Genomic DNA, 15,692 nt, shown 5'->3' on the forward strand with positions numbered 1-15,692 from the left:
CTCTCAACGTATAGCGCACAGGGGGGCTTGCGGCAAGACCCGGGTCGTCGCGCAGAATCCTCCGTCGAGGCCTCAACCTGGGTTGCGGGCGTGGGGGACGGATGTGCCGTGTGCGTGTCGCCGGATGGGTGCGGTGCGGCCGAGCGCGGCGGCCACAGAGGGAGCGCGGATGATCGAGCAGTACGTGTTGGACCTTCAGGAGATTGGCGGGCATCAGGTCGCGGTCGCCGGCGGCAAGGGCGCGCACCTGGGCGAGCTGTCGCGGATCGAAGGCATCGGCGTGCCGGGTGGCTTTTGCGTGACGACGGACGCCTTCCGGCGGATCCTGGCGGAAGCGCCGTCGATCGACGATCGGCTCGACCAGCTGTCGCGCGTGAAGCCGGACGACCGGGAGGCGATCCGCACGCTCAGCGCGGAGATTCGCCGGACCATTGAAGAAGTCGCCATCCCGGATGATCTCGCGGCGGCGATCACCCGCGCGCTCGCGCAGCGCGGCGAGCAGGCTGCCTACGCCGTCCGGTCCAGCGCGACGGCAGAGGACCTGCCGACGGCCTCCTTCGCCGGCCAGCAGGACACGTACCTGAACGTCGTGGGGCCGACCGCGGTCCTCCGGCACGTCAGCCGGTGCTGGGCCTCGCTGTTCACCGAGCGGGCCGTGACCTACCGCCGGCGCAGCGGCATCGACCACCGTACGGTCCACATGGCCGTGGTCGTGCAGCGGATGGTCTTCCCGCATGCGGCCGGCATCCTGTTCACGGCCGACCCCGTCACGGGCAACCGGAAGGTCGCCACCGTGGACGCCGGATTCGGTCTCGGCGAGGCCCTGGTCTCCGGCCTGGTGAACCCGGACGTCTTCAAGGTGCGAGCAGGCGAAGTCGTCACCAAGGCGATCGCCGCCAAACAGCGTGCCGTTCGTGCCCTGCCGGCCGGCGGTACGCAGGAGGTGGCGATCGACTCGCAGCGGCAGGAGGAGCCGGCGCTGACGGACGCGCAGGTCGTACGGCTCGTGCAGCTCGGGCGCAGGATCGAAGCGCACTTCGACGGCCCGCAGGACATCGAATGGTGCCTCGTCGACGATGACTTCCAGATCGTTCAGAGCCGGCCGATCACGACGCTCTTCCCCATCCCCGAGACCGGTGACCAGGAGGATCACGTCTACGTCTCCGTCGGTCATCAGCAGATGATGACCGACCCCATGAGGCCCCTGGGGCTCTCCATGTGGCAGCTGACGGCCATGGTGCCGATGCACGAGGCCGGCGGGAGGCTGTTCGTCGACGTCACCCGGCGCCTGGCCTCGCCCGCGAGCCGCGCCGGCCTCCTGGACGTCGTGGGAAGAGGCGACCCGCTGGTCAGGGACGCGCTGGAGACGGTCCTCGACCGCGGCGATTTCGTCCCCGTACTGCCGGACACGGCCCCCGGCGGGCCGCCGAGCGCCGGCGGCCCGTCCGCTCCGATCGAGACCGATCCGGCCATCGTCGCCGAGCTGATCGAGCGCAGCCAGGTGTCCATCGCCGCTCTGGAGCGCGACATCCGGACGAAGACCGGACCGGCGCTGTTCGGGTTCCTGCTGGAGGCCTTCGAGGAGCACAAGCGGGTCCTCAGTGATCCGCTGAGCATGCAGGCGATCATGGCGGGGATGGAGGCCACATGGTGGCTCAACGACAAGCTGGGGGAGTGGCTGGGGGAGAAGAACGCGGCTGACACGCTCACGCTGTCCGCCCCCGACAACATCACGTCGGAGATGGGACTGGCGTTGCTCGACGTCGCGGACGTGATCCGCCCGCATCCGGAGGTGGTGGCGTTCCTGCAGAGCGTGGGCGTCGAGGACGAGGGTTTCCTGGACGACTTGGCGAAGCTCGCGGGCGGGACCGAGGCGCGTGACGCCATCGAGGCCTACCTCGACCGGTACGGCATGCGCTGTGTCGGCGAGATCGACATCACGAGGTCTCGCTGGCGCGAGCGCCCCACCACGCTGGTGCCCGTGATCCTCGACAACGTCAGGAACTTCGAGCCGGGCGCGGCCGAGCGGCGCTTCGAGCAAGGGCGGCAGAAGGCGCAGGAGAAGGAACAGGACGTGCTGTCACGCTTGCGGGCCCTGCCGGACGGGGACCGGAAAGCCGACGAGACCAAGCGGATGATCGACCGGGTCAGAACCTTCATCGGGTACCGGGAGTACCCGAAGTACGGCATCGTCAGCCGCTATTTCGTCTACAAGCAGGCCTTGCTGGCGGAGGCCGAGAGCCTCGTGCGGGCAGGCGTGCTTCGTGAGAAGGAGGACATCTTCTACCTCACGTTCCAGGAACTGCACGACGTCGTGCGCTCGCAACAGGTGGATGACCGGCTCATCCAGCAGCGCAAGGACGCGTTCCGGTCGTACCACGCGCTCACCCCGCCCCGGGTCCTCACATCGGACGGTGAGGCCGTCACCGGGGCGTACCGGCGTGACGACATGCCGGCCGGCGCCCTGGTCGGTCTGCCGGTTTCCGCCGGGACCATCGAGGGAAGGGCTCGCGTCATCCTCGACCTGGCGGAGGCCGACCTCGAACCGGGCGACATCCTGGTCACGACGTTCACGGACTCCAGCTGGTCGCCCCTGTTCGTCGCAATCACGGGCCTGGTGACGGAGGTGGGCGGCCTGATGACCCATGGCGCCGTCATCGCCCGGGAGTACGGCTTGCCGGCCGTCGTGGGCGTGGAGCAGGCGACCCGGCTGATCCGGGACGGGCAGCGGATCCGCGTGCACGGAACCGACGGGTACGTCGAGCTCCTGCCTTGACCGACCACATCGGGAACACGTCCCCTGACAGCGCGGTGCGTGCCGCGTGCAGTTGCTCGGCCGTGATGTCGAGGGAGGCGGTGTGGCATCCTTCGGCAGTGCGACTTGTTGATCCGGCAGGCGGCATCGTCCTGCAGCCGCTCCGTTACCAGTTTCCAGTGGCCAGTGGTGACCGCTGGGACGACAACTGGCTCACCATCGGGGCCGAAGTCACCACTCCGGCGGCCAGCTGGTCCTTCACGGACTCGTGTCTACTGGTCGACGAGGCTCATGAGTTGTCCGCGTGGTTGCGTGCTGTCGCGGACGGGCGGAGGCAGGACGCGCAGCAGGACCCGGAAGGGCACCTCGTCCCGGACCTTTCCTTCCTCGAACCGGACCTCGCCTTCAGTCAGGTCCGGTGGCACGGCGGCACGGGAGTGGTGCGAGTCCACCTCTCGCGCGAGGCCGCGCCTCCGCGGCGGGAGAACCCGGGTCGCTTTCAGCACGTGGTCGAGATCGAGACAGACCGAGCCAAGCTGATGCGGGCAGCGGAGGAATGGGACCAGCGCCTCGCACAGTTTCCTCTGCGCTGAGGCCGGACTCGCCCGATGTGGTGGCGGGTGGCTGGGCGTCGGGTCCGGACCACCAGGAAGCTAGGGGAGGGTCTGCGCGCACCAGATCGTCTTGCCGCTGGTGGTGTGCCGGGTGCCCCACCCCTGGGTGAGCTGGGCGACGAGCAACAGTCCCCGGCCGCCCTCGTCGAAGGCGCGGGCCCGGCGTAGGTGCGGGGCGGTGTTGCTGGCGTCGGAGACCTCGCAGATCAGGGAGTTGTCGCGAATCAGCCGCAGTCTGATCGGCGGCTCACCGTATCGGATGGCGTTGGTGACCAGCTCGCTGACGACCAGTTCGGTGACGAAGGCCGCCTCCTCCAGGCCCCAGGCGTCCACCTGGTCGACGGCGGACTTCCTGGCGTGCGGGACCTGTGAGGGGTCGGGTTCGATGTCCCAGTCGGCGATGTGGTGGGGATCCAGCGCGCGCGTGCGGGCGAGCAGCAGGGCGGCGTCGTCGGTGCGGCGTTCCGGGAGCATGGCGTCCATCACCGTGTCGCACAGGGCCTCCAGCGAGGTGGCCGAGTGGTTCAGGATCCCCTGGAGTTCGGTGATCCGCTGGTCGACGTCGCGCTTGCGGGTTCGCACCAGTCCGTCGGTGTAGAGGGCGAGCAGGCTGCCCTCGGGCAGCTCGAGCTCGGTGGCCTCGAAAGGCAGTCCACCGATACCTAGCGGCGGTCCAGGCTGTGCGGGTACCGGTGTCCTGGTGCCGTCCGTGGAGATGATCAGAGGCAGGGGATGGCCGGCGCTCGCCAGCGTGAAGCGCCGGGAGACGGGGTCGTAGACGGTGTACAGGCAGGTGGCCCCGGTCTCGCCGGCCGGCTGGAAGTGGTCGGCGGACTGGAGGTCGCTGGCGAGGTGGAGGACCAGGTCGTCCAGGTGGGTCAGCAGCTCGTCCGGCGGCAGGTCGACGTCGGCGAGGGTGCGGACCGCCGTGCGCAGCCGGCCCATGCTGGCCGAGGCGTGCAGGCCATGGCCGACGACATCGCCCACGACCAGTGCGACCCGGGCACCGGACAGCGGGATGACGTCGAACCAGTCACCGCCCACTTCGGCGCCGGACCCGCCGGGCAGGTAGCGGGATGCCACCTCGACCGCCTCCTGTTTCGGCGGCCCCTGCGGCAGCAGGCTGCGTTGCAGGGTCAGCGCGGTCGTGCGTTCGCGCGAGTAACGGCGGGCGTTGTCGATGGCGACGGCCGCCTTGGCGGTCAGTTCTTCGGCGAGGATCAGGTCGTCGGCGGTGAAGGCCTCGGGCCGGTCGGTGCGGGAGAAGGCGACGACGCCGAGCAGCGCGCCGCGCGCCCGGAGCGGCACGGTGATCCGGCCGGTCAGCCCGTCCGCGGCGATGGACCCGTCGATCAACGGGTTGCCCGGTGGCCAGTGCGCCGGGTCGGCGGCGAGCCCGGGCCCGAAGGCCCATTCGCCGCCCTCGCCGGGATCAGCGGCGAGCTCGACCGTGGACCTCCCGGTGGCCATGCAGCGGGCGGCGACGGAACCGGGAGGGTGGCTGACCGGCATCGTGGGCCCGGGATCCCCGTTGGTCTCCTCCTTCACGCTGTGCTGGGCGGCACGGCTGAGCGTGATGGTCTCGCCGGGGATGAACGCGGACGCGGAGGGCGGTTCCTCTCCGCGAAGCACATCGTCGAAGAGATCCACGCGGACGAGGTCGGCGAATCCCGGCACCGGGGCCATGGCCAGTTCCCGGGCGGTGCCGATCACGTCGAGTGTCCGGCCGATGCCGCCGCTGGCCTCGTTGAGGATGAGCAGGCGCTGCCGAGCCCAGTACTCGGCGCTCATGTCGAATCCCCAGTTGGCGACCGCGCGGACCCTGCCCTCGGCATCCCGGACGGGCCATATGCTGGTGGCCCAGGCGTTGGCGTAGTTACTGCCGTGCGGACGGAAGACGGTGATGAGACGCGCGGGCTCGCCCGTCCTCGCCACTTCGGCGAGCTTGTCGGTGTAGGGCTTGTCGTCCCTTTCGGGAAACAGCTCGCGGTCGAATTCGGGCAGCACCTCGCGGTACTTCTTCCCGAGCACTTGCTCCTCGGAGTGCGCTATCACCCGGCCCGACGAGGCATTGATCCACAGGAAGCGCAGCTCAGGGTCGTAGGCGCCCAGAGCGAAGGGGCACTGCTCGAAGGCCCGGTCGGCGATCACCGGGCGGCGTCCCCAGCGCTGGATCGTCACCACGTGACCCAGTGCCCGCCCGTCGGGGCCGGCCAACGGGTGAGCCGTCACCACGGCGTCCAGCGTGGAACCGTCCCGGTGGCGCAGCGGGATGAACCCCGTGGGATCGGGGCCGGCACCGTAGCCCTCGGGAAAGCCGTCGGGTGGGGGATCGACCAGCAGATCGGCCACGGGACGCCCGACGGTGTCCTCCGCCGTCCACCCCAGCAGCAGCCGCCCTCCCTCGCTCCAGCCGCTCACCACGCCGTCCGGGTCCACAACGACTGCGGCGGTGGGGGAGTCCTTCTTGCCCGCCATGTCCACGCGTCACGCCTCCGTCCGGACAGCCGTCCTGCCAGGGCTGGTTTCCAGCGGCTGCTTCCAGCCTAGATCCGCCCCCGCTCCACGGCGCTCCGGCCTGTTTTCCATGCGGCTGGCCCCACCCGCGGCCGCCATCGGCGCTTGGGGCGTTCCTGGCACACACGTCCAGCGCACCGGCGCGCGTCGAGCGTGCGGCTGTCGTCGGTGGGCGAGGGCCGGACCCTGCGTGTCCTGGCCGGGCGAGCTGCGGTAGATCGCTCGGCCTGCGGCCAGGCTCACGCACGGCCATGTTCATGACCTCCCGGAGGCTTGCGTCGGCGTCCCGGTGAGGGCCGCGGACACGGTGGTAGCCGCGCAGCGCCGTAGCGGCGGCCGCGTGCATACGTCACGTATGACTGCTCCGGCGCGATGGCGGACGCCGGAACGCCCACGGCCGACTGCCGACTGCCTGTGCGCGAGACGGTGAGCGGCGGGCTCGGCCGGAACGGGGACGGGTGGCGCCGTGGCCCGGTCGTGGGGCGCGGAGTACCAGGCCACGGCGGTCCGGGATCAGTAGCCGTAGATCATCTTGTAGGCGACCTCGGGGAGGAACTGCCCGGCCGAGGAACCGCCTCCGACGCCGCAGTTGCCGTCGGACTCGCCCGGAACCTTGATCCACAAGAGCATCTCGGCGCCTCCGCCCAGCTGGGTCGGGGTGCCGATGCGGCGGCCTGAGGGGTTGCACCACTGGCCGTTGGAGCCGTTGCCGTTGCGGCTGGTGTCCACGACGAACGGCTTGGTGTAGCCGTAGCGGGAGCTCAGTTCCCGGTTGACGGCGTTGCCGTAGGCGGTGTTCTCGGCGGTGGGGATGTAGTTGGAGATGTTGAGCGAGAAGCCGTGGGCCTGTCGGAGGCCGGCTTCGTGGAGGCGCCGGGCCATGGTCGCCGCGTCGGCCCAGCGCGGATTGCCGGCGTCCATGTAGACCCAGGTGTTGGGGGCCTGACGGCTGAACTGGGCGAGAGCGCCGCTGAGCATGCCCTCGCGTTCGTCGATCTGCGCCTGGGTCATGCAGCCGTAGTCCCCGAGGGAGTCCGGTTCGAGGATGACGACGGCAGGACGGTTCGCGATCCCGCCGGCGAACTGGGCGATCCAGTCGGCGTAGGCGGACGGCGAGGCGGCTCCGCCCGCTGAGTGCCCGCCGCAGTAGTCGCGGTTGTAGATGTTGTAGGCGACGAGGAGGGGCAGCTTGTCGACGCGGTCCGCCGCTCCCGCGTAGGCCCCCGTGGCGGTGCCGATGGTGCCGCTCCAGGAGCCGAACCAGCGGGCCATCGGGGTGTTGGCGATGGAGGCGTTGATGGCGGCGGCCCGGCCGTCGCCGGGGTTGGCGGCCACCCACCGCTTCGCGCTGGATTCGGGGTCCACGTAGAACCCACTGGTCATGCTGGTCGGGTCAGCGGCGTGGGCGGACGGTGCGGCGGCGAACGCCAGCGGCAGGGCGAAGAACGCTGCGGCCAAGGCGCGGAGTCTGCGGCGCATGACAGAACCTCGATTTCCTGGCAGGGGTGCGTCGCACGCTCTGGTCCTGAGCGTGCGACCTGAGCAAGAGCGGTGTTACGACCTCGTGGGAGCGCTCCCACTTCGTGAGTCAGGCGTCTCGAGCGAGGAGTGCCAAGTGACCGGCACGGGCCCTGTGGGCATGGGCCCCGCACGAGCGGCGGGGCCCACACTGTCAGCAGGTGGAGTTGGTCTGGGTGAGCAGGCCCAGCCGCCAGGGGAGGAGGTTGTAGTCACCCCCCGCGCTGGGGTTCATGCCTTGGTAGAGGTATTGGAGCCGGCAGGCGGGGATGGTCAGTGTCTGGTCGTAACCGGCACGGATCATCTCACCGTGACTGATGTCCCTGGTCCAGGCTCCCGAGGGGAAGGCGACGTTGTTCGATTTGGCGAAGGGGTTGCTCTCGGATGCGGCCAGTTGCGTCCAGGAGCCGGCGAGGTTGCTCGTCGTCCAGGAGCGGAAGTAGCGCCGTCCGTCCGATCCGATGGCCTCCACCAGGAGCAGGTACTGGTTGGAGCCCTGCACCTTGTACACGTTGCTCGCCTCGAAGAGGGCGAACTTGGAGTCCCGGGCCGCGATGACAGTGTTGGTGAAGCCGTTCGGGAACTGGCCCACGGTCGTCTGGGAGCGGTACAGGTGCCCGTTGTCGTCGGAGGAGAACAGATAGCAGTTGGCGCTGTCGCAGATCACCCACATGTCGACCCAGTGGCCGTTGCCGATGTTCTGCCTGATGATGTCCGGCATCGACGAGTAGAAGTTGCGCGGTGCGCTCCACCCGTTCGGATTGCTGATGTCGGGGTTGGTGGAGTAGGACGCGTTGCCCGTCTGGTAGACGAGGTACCACAGGCGTTGCGGCGCGTAGTAGAAGACCTGCGGCGCGGCCCGGTACCCCTTCCCGATGGCGCTGCGGTCCAGGTAGTGGTGCGTGGCCGAGCCGGCCTGCGACCAGTCACTGAAGTTCAGGTACACCAGGTTGTATCCGGAGGAACTCGCGGTACTGGCGAACACGTGGTACTTGCCGTTGTACCGGACGACCGTCGGATCCTTGATCCCGGCGATGTTGTGGGCGGCGTCCGACTTCGGCGAGATCAGCGGGCCGCTGGAGTTCCAGGAGAACCGGGACGGCAGCGCGGCGGCCGACCGGGCCGAACGGGTGCCGGCCTGCTGCGCCGCGGGAGTGCCGCTGTCGGTTTTCTGCGCTGCGGGAGTGCCGCTGCCGGCCTTCCGTACCGCGGGAGTGCCGCCCATAGCGGTGAGCGCTGACGCGTAGGCCGGCTTCTTGTTGCCGTTGCGGTCGAACAGCAGGGGGTTCTCCCCGCTGCGCCAGGAGTCGCTGTCGCGGATACCCCACACGGTGATGCCGGTGCAGCGCGCCACGTTCATGCAGGCCCGCACCGTGTTGGCGTACGCGTTCGGCGGCGCCTGCGCGATGTCGAGTTCGGTGATCTGGACGTCCACACCGAGGGCGGCGAAGCTCGACAGTGTCGTCTGGAAACTGGCGGGCGGGCCGCCGGCGCCGAAGTGGGCCTGGAGGCCGACGCAGTCGATGGGCACGCCGCGCGCCTTGAAGTCGCGCACCATGCGGTAGACGCCCTGGGTCTTGGCGTCGCTCCAGTTCTCGATGTTGTAGTCGTTGTAGCAGAGCTTGGCCGCGGGGTCGGCCGACCGAGCCGTGCGGAACGCCTGCTCGATGAAGCCGTTGCCCAGCACGTCCCGGAAGACGGAGCCGCGCAGCTGGCCGCTGCCGCCGTCGGCGAAGGCCTCGTTGACCACGTCCCAGGAGTGGATCCTGCCCTTGTAGCGGTTCGCCACGGTGGTGATGTGGTTGTTCATCACGCCCCGCAGCGTGTTCGCGTCCCTGATGGCCTTGACCCAGTCGGGCAGCTGGGAGTGCCATACCAGCGTGTGTCCCCGCACGCGCTGGCCTCGGGCCGCCGCGCGGTTCACGATCTGGTCGGCGGCGCCGAAGGTGAACTGTCCGCGGGACCGCTCGGTCGCGTCCCACTTCATCTCGTTCTCGGCTGTGACCGAGTTGAACTCGCGGTCCAGGATGCGGGTGTACGTGCCGTCGCCCAGCCGTCCGGCGGCCACGGCGGTCCCGAAGTACCGTCCGGACTGGGCCGCTTGGGCGCCCAGCGTGCTGGCCTGGACGCCGTCGGGTGCGCCGGTCGCGGTCCCGGGCGTCACCAGCGCCGCCGCGGCCAGCAGGCCTAAGACGGAGGCTCGGCGACGGCCGAGCCGTTTCAGCGGGTTCATGGTTCTCCTTGGGGTGGGGGGTCGGGTGGTGCGATCCATGCCGTCGTTCAGGGCGTGGACAGTTCGAACCGCGTGACGCGGACCGCGCCGCCGAGCGCCCGCGTGGCGTGGTTGAAGAGGGCGAATCGGTAGCCCATGAAGAACCGCCAGTCGTTGCCCATGGAGAAGGCGGGCCCGAGGCGGGTGAAGGTGGCGCCGTCGGTGCTGTGGGAGAAGGTGCCGGGCCGGGGCGCTCCGGGACGGATGTCCGCGCTCGCGCGCAGCCGGATGCGGCCGCCGGAGACCGGGACGCTCGCGACCTCGGTGCCGGTGCCGGTGGTGTTCCAGTTGCCGTCCATGGTCAGCCCGTTGACCATCACCACCCGCGTCGCGCCGCCGTCGCGCTTGACGCCGATCCAGGCCGAGGAGTCACGCAGCAGCGCGAGCCCGGCCCGGTCACCGTCCCGCATCGCCGAGAAGTCGAGATCGACCGTGGCCGTGGACGCGGGACCCTGGATGCGGTGGGTGAGCGTGTTGCGCGCCCAGTACAGGTCGTTGGTGACGGTCGCGGTCCGCAGGGTCAGTCCGTTGGCGACCGACCACTTGGTGTTGTCCGGGTTGTGGTTCCACTCCCACCTCGGTTTGAGGGTCGTGCCGTCGAAGGTGTCGACGCCGGTCATGGGGGTGACCTGGCGGGGTGGAGTGGGCACGGCCGGGCTGGGATACGAGGTGCCCCACGCGCCGTTGACGAGTTGCACGACGGGCCAGCCGTCCGGGGTCCAGGTGACGGGTGCCAGGGCGGGCATCCGGCCACCGGGGTACGCGTCGACGAAGGCCATGTAGTACCAGGCGCCGCTCTGCGTCTGCACCAGCCCGCCCTGATGCGGGACGCCACCGCCGGGGATCGGCCCACGCAGGTCGAGGAGCACCTGCCGCATCGTGTACGGACCGAAGGGGCCGCTCGACGACTTCAGGATGTACTGCCCGTTCGCGGGGCGGGTCAGGAAGATGTAGTACTGCCCGTTGATCTTGTAGAAGCGGGCCCCTTCCAGCGTGCCGACGCTGGACGGCGTGGTGAACACCTGCTGCGTGCGGACCTGGCTGCGGCCGTCGCGCGAGAGCTGGGCCACGCTGATGGTGGTGTTGCCGTACGCCACGTACAGGGTGTCGTCGCTGTCGACGAGCAGCCCCGCGTCGTAGTACGGCGTGCTGATCGTCGTGAGCCTGTTCCAGGGCCCTTCGGCGGCGGTGGCGGTGTAGACGTACGTCCTGGCGAAGTCGATCTGGCCGAGCCAGTAGAAGGTCCTGTTGCTCGGACGGTAGGCCAGCGACGAGGCCCAGATGCCCCGGACGTAGCCCCGGCCGCCGTTCAGGTCGTACTTGGCGCCGAAGTCGAGGGTCGGCACCGAGTGACCGGCGATCTCCCAGTTCACCAGGTCGTACGAGCGCAGGACGGGTGCGCCCGGCGAGTAGTGCATCGTCGAGGCGGAGGCGTAGTAGGTGGCGCCGACGCGGATGATGTCGATGTCCGCGAAGTCCTGCCAGATGACCGGGTTCGTATATGCCGGGGCGGCCGCGAGGGGCGACTCCCGGGCGGGAGCGGCCGCGGCGGTCCGGGAGGCTCCGGCAAGAGGCAGGAAGGCACCGGCGACCAGGCCGGTGCCGGCGGCCAGCGCCGTGCGGCGGCCCACAGCTTGACGCGAGCATGACATGTCCATGTGTCGCTCCCTCTGCGGGTGATGCGCTTCGGAGGGGGGCCCAGGGCGTTCGGGGTTACGAACAGTAATCGACTGGTGAGCATTCTGGATGGTAGATGGTTGAGAGCTCCCGTCAATATGTCTCGCATGATTCGTTGATAACGTCGAAATGTTTCGTCGTTCAGTGTCCCGTGCAGGTTCCGATGCCGGAAATCTTGAACGGCCTTGGAGTTGACAAGCGTGGGAAGCTCCCTAGTATCCGTGCCGTCAGCGATCCGAAAGCAGTTCGAAACCCTCAACGATCCGGCGTGTCATGACCATGACATAAACCGGCGACGGTACGGCAGTCATCCCCTGTCTGAAAGGAACCCACAGTGTCCAGACGATCAGTCAGACGACTGCTCCGTCTCATCGCGGCCGCCGCGCTGACGTTCACCGCGTCCGTGACGGCCTCCGCTCACTCCACCGCCTCGGCCGCGCCCGGCAGCCCGGCGCTCACCCCACCGCTGGGCTGGAACAGCTGGAACAGCTTCGGCTGCGGGATCACCGAGGCTCAGGTCCGTCAGGCCGCCGACGCGATGGTGTCCTCGGGGATGCGGGAGGCCGGCTACCGGTACGTGGTGGTCGACGACTGCTGGTTCGACCCGCAGCGCGACGCGGCAGGCAACCTGCGGGCCAATCCGGCCAAGTTCCCCAGCGGGATGAAGGCGCTCGGGGACTACATCCACAGTAAGGGCCTGAAGTTCGGCATCTACCAGGTGCCGGGCGAACGCACCTGCGCGCAGACCGTGGGGACCTACCCGGGGTCCACGGGCAGCAAGGGGCACGAGGTCCAGGACGCCAACACGTTCGCCTCGTGGGGCGTCGACTACCTCAAGTACGACTGGTGCTCCTCCGAGGGCACCCGTGACGAACAGGTCGCGCGCTTCAAGCTGATGCGCGACGCCCTGCGCGCCACCGGGCGGCCGATCGTCTACAGCATCAACCCCAACAGCTTCCACGCCATCACCGGCGCCACCTACAACTGGGGTGAGGTCGCCGACCTGTGGCGGACGACCGAGGACCTGCTCGACATCTGGCAGAACGGCAACACCAACAGCTATCCGATGGGCGTCGGCAATGTCCTGGACGTCACTGCGCCGCTGGGGGCGCAGTCGGGCCCGGGGCACTGGAACGACCCCGACATGCTGGTCGTCGGCCGTCCCGGACTTTCCCTGACCGAGTCCCGCTCGCACTTCGCCCTGTGGGCGCTGCTGAGCGCACCGCTCATGGCCGGCAACGACATCCGCACCATGTCCGCCGACGTGAGCGCGATCCTGCGCAACCCGCGTCTGCTGGCGGTGAACCAGGACCCGCTGGGAGCGGGCGGGCGCAGGGTCCGCGACGACGGCAACACTGAGGTGTTCGCCAAGGCCCTGTCCGACGGATCGGTCGCGGTGGGCCTGTTCAACCGGGGAGGAGGCACGGCGACGGTCACGACCACGGCCGCGCAAGTCGGTCTCTCCGGTGGTTCGTTCACCCTCACGGATCTGTGGACCGGCGGTACGTCGAGCACCTCCGGGCAGATCTCGGCGAGCGTCCCCGCGCACGGCGTGGCCGTGTTCCGGGTGAGCGGGGGAAGCCCGCTGGCCGCCACCACCTCGCGGCTGCGCGGCAACGCCTCCGGCCGCTGCCTGGACGTGGACAACTCCTCCACCGCTGCCGGGGCGACGGTATTGATCTGGGACTGCCACACGGCCGCCAACCAGCTGTGGACCACATGGGCCGGCGGTGAGATCCGCGTCTTCGGCGACAAGTGCCTGGACGCCCGCAACCAGGGCACCGCCAACGGCACCCGGGTCGTCACGTGGCCCTGCAACGGCCAGAACAACCAGAAGTGGACCGTTGGCTCCGACGGGTCGATCCGCAACGTCCACGCCGGGCTGTGCCTCGACGTCGACCGGGCCGGCACCGCCAACGGCACCCCGCTGGTCCTGTGGACCTGCAACGGCCAGGCCAACCAGAAGTGGACCCGCGCGTGACACCTCGCTCCGGCAAGCCAACGCGATGCGGCATCCTCCCGCACAGCGGACGGCCGGGGCGCGTGTACCGCGAACTCGCCCGACTGGGCGCCGAGTTCGAGCGGGCCGGGGACGTGGTCGCGGGGATCACCCCGGACGCGGACATCGCGCCGCACCTGGACGTCCCTGAAGGACAAGGCCGTCCTCGACGTCTCCGAGGCGCCGTACCTCACTCCGACGACGAGGGCGAGACCTGGACACGGATCAACGACGACCAGCACCGGTGGGGCCGTACCGGCGCCGCCATCACCGGCGATCCGCGCGTCCACGGCCGGGTCTGCCTCGCCACCAACGGGCGTGGCGTGCAGTACGGGAAGCCCGCCTGATGCCCGGCCCGCGGCCGCAGGAGACCGGAAACGGAGTCGGCGGCAAGAACGGCGGCTGACTCGACATCAGGGCCGAGGCCGCTCCACGCCCTTGAGGTGCGGCCGGCCTCGGCCCTCAGTGCGTTCGGGTCCGCGAAGGCGACGACTCCCCGTCGGAGGCCGGTGCCCTGGTTGCCCGGGAGGTGGGCAACCAGGGCGAGCGCCGGTCGGTCAGGCTTACTTGACGGCTGTCCCGGTGACCGAGTCCCCGGACTTCGTGACCTTGTACTTCACTTTGGCGCCACTGTAGAAGTGGAAGGTCAGCATCGCCGCGTCGCCGTCACGCAGTGACTTGAGTGTTTCGGGGGTCAGGATGATCGTGCCGTTCGGGTAGTCCGGCCGGAAGGCCTTGTTGAACTCCTGGAACGGAGTCCAGTCGGTCGGGCCGGCGTTGGTGCCGTCCGCGTACGTGGCCTCCATGGTCGCCAGCAGGTCACCCTGGTATTTCGTGGGAATGGTGAACTTCTCGGCCGTGCCCGTGGCGTTCGACAGCTCCGGAGTGTCGTAGGTGACCACGTCGATCGTCCAGGGCAGGCCGCGGGAGAACCGGGCATGGAGCGTCGCGTTGACCCCGTACTCGCGGTCGCCGGTCAGCCGGGTCAGCGTGCGGGCGGTGAGGGTGAGCCGCTTCTTGTCGAAGAGGGTGTAGTCCCGTCCCTCGACGAGCTTGGTCTTGCCGTGCCACAGACCGCGGAACTCGGTGCCGTTCGGATTCAGGGTGAGCCCCTTGGCCGCGACCGGGCTCGACTTCGTCACGAAGACCTTGTCGAAGGAGGCGGTTCCCGACCGGGTGGTCCAGCTGGACTTGATCCAGGCGAACAGGGCGGGGTCCGTCCACTTCTGGGTCTCCCGGTTCAGGTAGGCCCAAGCTCCGGGGTCCCACAGCGCGGTGGTGACTCCCGCGAGGCGCGCCGCGTGTCCGAGGTGCTCGTAGTACTTCAGCGCCTCGCCCCGCTCGACACGGGAGGGATGGTTGTGGTCCGGCCAGCCGAGCAGACCGTACTCACCGAGGTAGACGGGGATGCCCCGGGCGACGAAGGTGTCGCGCATGCGGGCGAAGGCGTCGTCGAGGTCGTTCTGGGCGGTGGTGTCGTAGTGGGTGCCGCCCGCGATGTTCACGCTGAACGGGTACCAGCTGTAGTAGTGCACGGTGGCGATCAGATTGCGGTCGTTCCGCGACTTGATCGTGGCGTACAGGTCGTCCATGAGGTTCTGGGAGGGCGTGCCCGCCTCCGTGGACATCATGAGTAGGCGGTCGGTGTTCCCCCCGCCCGAGGAGCGGACGATCTTGTGGAAGGAGGTGTTCAGCTCCCGCAGGAGCTTGGTCTTCTGCTCGGCCGTGGCCTTCTCGAAGACCGGCTCGTTGACGCTCTCGAAGATCAGGGAGCGCGGCTCGTCGCGGAACGCCTTGGAGATCTGGGTCCAGGTGGAGTTGAAGCGGGACAGTACTCCGTCGTGGTCGGCGGGCATGTCGTCGATCCACTGCCACGAGTCGTGGTGGATGTTGAGCACGACGTAGAGATTCTCGGCCAGCGCCCAGTCGACCACCTGCTTGACGCGGCTCGTGTACGCGGCGTCGATGGTGTAGGGCGCGGTGGTGGCCTGGTATGCGCTCCAGGTCACTGGGATGCGGACGCTGCGGAACCCCTCCGCCCGGATGGTTTTGAACAGCTCCCTGGTGGCCTTGGGGTTGCCCCAGGACGTCTCTTCCGGAATCGCGTCCAGGGTGTTGCCCAGGTTCCAGCTGGGCTGCATCGCGGCGACGGCGTCCATGGCACGGGCCGGGACTCTGACCGTGGAGGCTGCCTGCTGTGCCGTGCCGTCGGGCGCGGCGATCGCGGTGCTGCCGGACAGTCCGAGGACGACGAGCAGCGCCATCAGCAGGCCGGGCAGGCGTCCGGGGCCGCGGCTGCGGGGGTGTGAGGGTCTCCGTATGTCCTTCACGCGTCATGCC

Annotated in this window: 9 protein-coding genes; 4 read left to right on the forward strand and 5 right to left on the reverse strand. The window is 69.2% G+C overall.

What is annotated here, in order from left to right; genetic code table 11:
- The first annotated feature begins 169 nt into the window (after window positions 1-169).
- Together rph and QC385_RS24480 are read left to right on the forward strand one after the other, a co-directional pair.
- Entirely contained in the window at window positions 170-2,776 is a 2,607-nt protein-coding gene (gene rph / locus QC385_RS24475; protein ID WP_279543502.1) for a rifamycin-inactivating phosphotransferase, read from the forward strand.
- Window positions 2,773-3,348 (forward strand): WapI family immunity protein, encoded by a 576-nt coding sequence (locus tag QC385_RS24480; RefSeq protein ID WP_279543503.1) that lies wholly within the window; start codon window positions 2,773-2,775, stop codon window positions 3,346-3,348. Before rph ends, QC385_RS24480 begins: the two co-directional genes overlap by 4 nt.
- Window positions 3,349-3,408: 60 nt before the next feature.
- Here the strand turns inward: QC385_RS24480 and QC385_RS24485 are convergent, their stop codons facing one another.
- The 4 genes from QC385_RS24485 to QC385_RS24500 form a co-directional block, all read right to left on the reverse strand.
- A complete protein-coding gene (locus tag QC385_RS24485; protein WP_279543652.1) occupies window positions 3,409-5,847 on the reverse strand; it encodes a SpoIIE family protein phosphatase in 2,439 nt (812 codons plus the stop codon).
- 552 nt (window positions 5,848-6,399) lie between these two features.
- The gene (locus QC385_RS24490) at window positions 6,400-7,365 is read right to left on the reverse strand and encodes a glycoside hydrolase family 6 protein (RefSeq protein WP_279543504.1); all 966 of its coding nucleotides are present in this window, start codon (window positions 7,363-7,365) and stop codon (window positions 6,400-6,402) included.
- A gap of 193 nt (window positions 7,366-7,558) precedes the next feature.
- The gene (locus QC385_RS24495; protein ID WP_279543505.1) at window positions 7,559-9,637 is read right to left on the reverse strand and encodes a non-reducing end alpha-L-arabinofuranosidase family hydrolase; all 2,079 of its coding nucleotides are present in this window, start codon (window positions 9,635-9,637) and stop codon (window positions 7,559-7,561) included.
- Between the two features lie 47 nt (window positions 9,638-9,684).
- A complete protein-coding gene (locus QC385_RS24500; protein ID WP_443032990.1) occupies window positions 9,685-11,328 on the reverse strand; it encodes a glycoside hydrolase family 43 protein in 1,644 nt (547 codons plus the stop codon).
- A gap of 359 nt (window positions 11,329-11,687) precedes the next feature.
- Here QC385_RS24500 and QC385_RS24505 point away from each other — a divergent pair, with 359 nt between their 5' ends.
- The gene (locus QC385_RS24505) at window positions 11,688-13,334 is read left to right on the forward strand and encodes a glycoside hydrolase family 27 protein (RefSeq protein ID WP_279543507.1); all 1,647 of its coding nucleotides are present in this window, start codon (window positions 11,688-11,690) and stop codon (window positions 13,332-13,334) included.
- Window positions 13,331-13,699 carry a hypothetical protein gene (locus tag QC385_RS24510; RefSeq protein ID WP_279543663.1) on the forward strand — a complete coding sequence of 123 codons (369 nt, stop codon included), beginning with the start codon at window positions 13,331-13,333 and terminating at the stop codon, window positions 13,697-13,699. The genes QC385_RS24505 and QC385_RS24510 overlap by 4 nt, the downstream gene beginning before the upstream one ends.
- Window positions 13,700-13,915: 216 nt before the next feature.
- On the opposite strand, the gene QC385_RS24515 is transcribed toward QC385_RS24510, so the two are convergent.
- The gene (locus tag QC385_RS24515; protein WP_279543508.1) at window positions 13,916-15,682 is read right to left on the reverse strand and encodes a cellulase family glycosylhydrolase; all 1,767 of its coding nucleotides are present in this window, start codon (window positions 15,680-15,682) and stop codon (window positions 13,916-13,918) included.
- Window positions 15,683-15,692 lie beyond the last annotated feature (10 nt).

The organism is Streptomyces sp. DH10 (assembly GCF_029813805.1).
Classification (GTDB): domain Bacteria; phylum Actinomycetota; class Actinomycetes; order Streptomycetales; family Streptomycetaceae; genus Streptomyces; species Streptomyces coeruleofuscus.

Bases quoted from the DNA above. Each gene is read 5' to 3' on its own strand.
- rph (WP_279543502.1), top strand. From the start codon at position 170: ATGATCGAGCAGTACGTGTTGGACCTTCAGGAGATTGGCGGGCATCAG.
- QC385_RS24485 (WP_279543652.1), bottom strand. From the start codon at position 5,847: ATGGCGGGCAAGAAGGACTCCCCCACCGCCGCAGTCGTTGTGGACCCG.
- QC385_RS24490 (WP_279543504.1), bottom strand. From the start codon at position 7,365: ATGCGCCGCAGACTCCGCGCCTTGGCCGCAGCGTTCTTCGCCCTGCCG.
- QC385_RS24495 (WP_279543505.1), bottom strand. From the start codon at position 9,637: ATGAACCCGCTGAAACGGCTCGGCCGTCGCCGAGCCTCCGTCTTAGGC.
- QC385_RS24500 (WP_443032990.1), bottom strand. From the start codon at position 11,328: ATGTCATGCTCGCGTCAAGCTGTGGGCCGCCGCACGGCGCTGGCCGCC.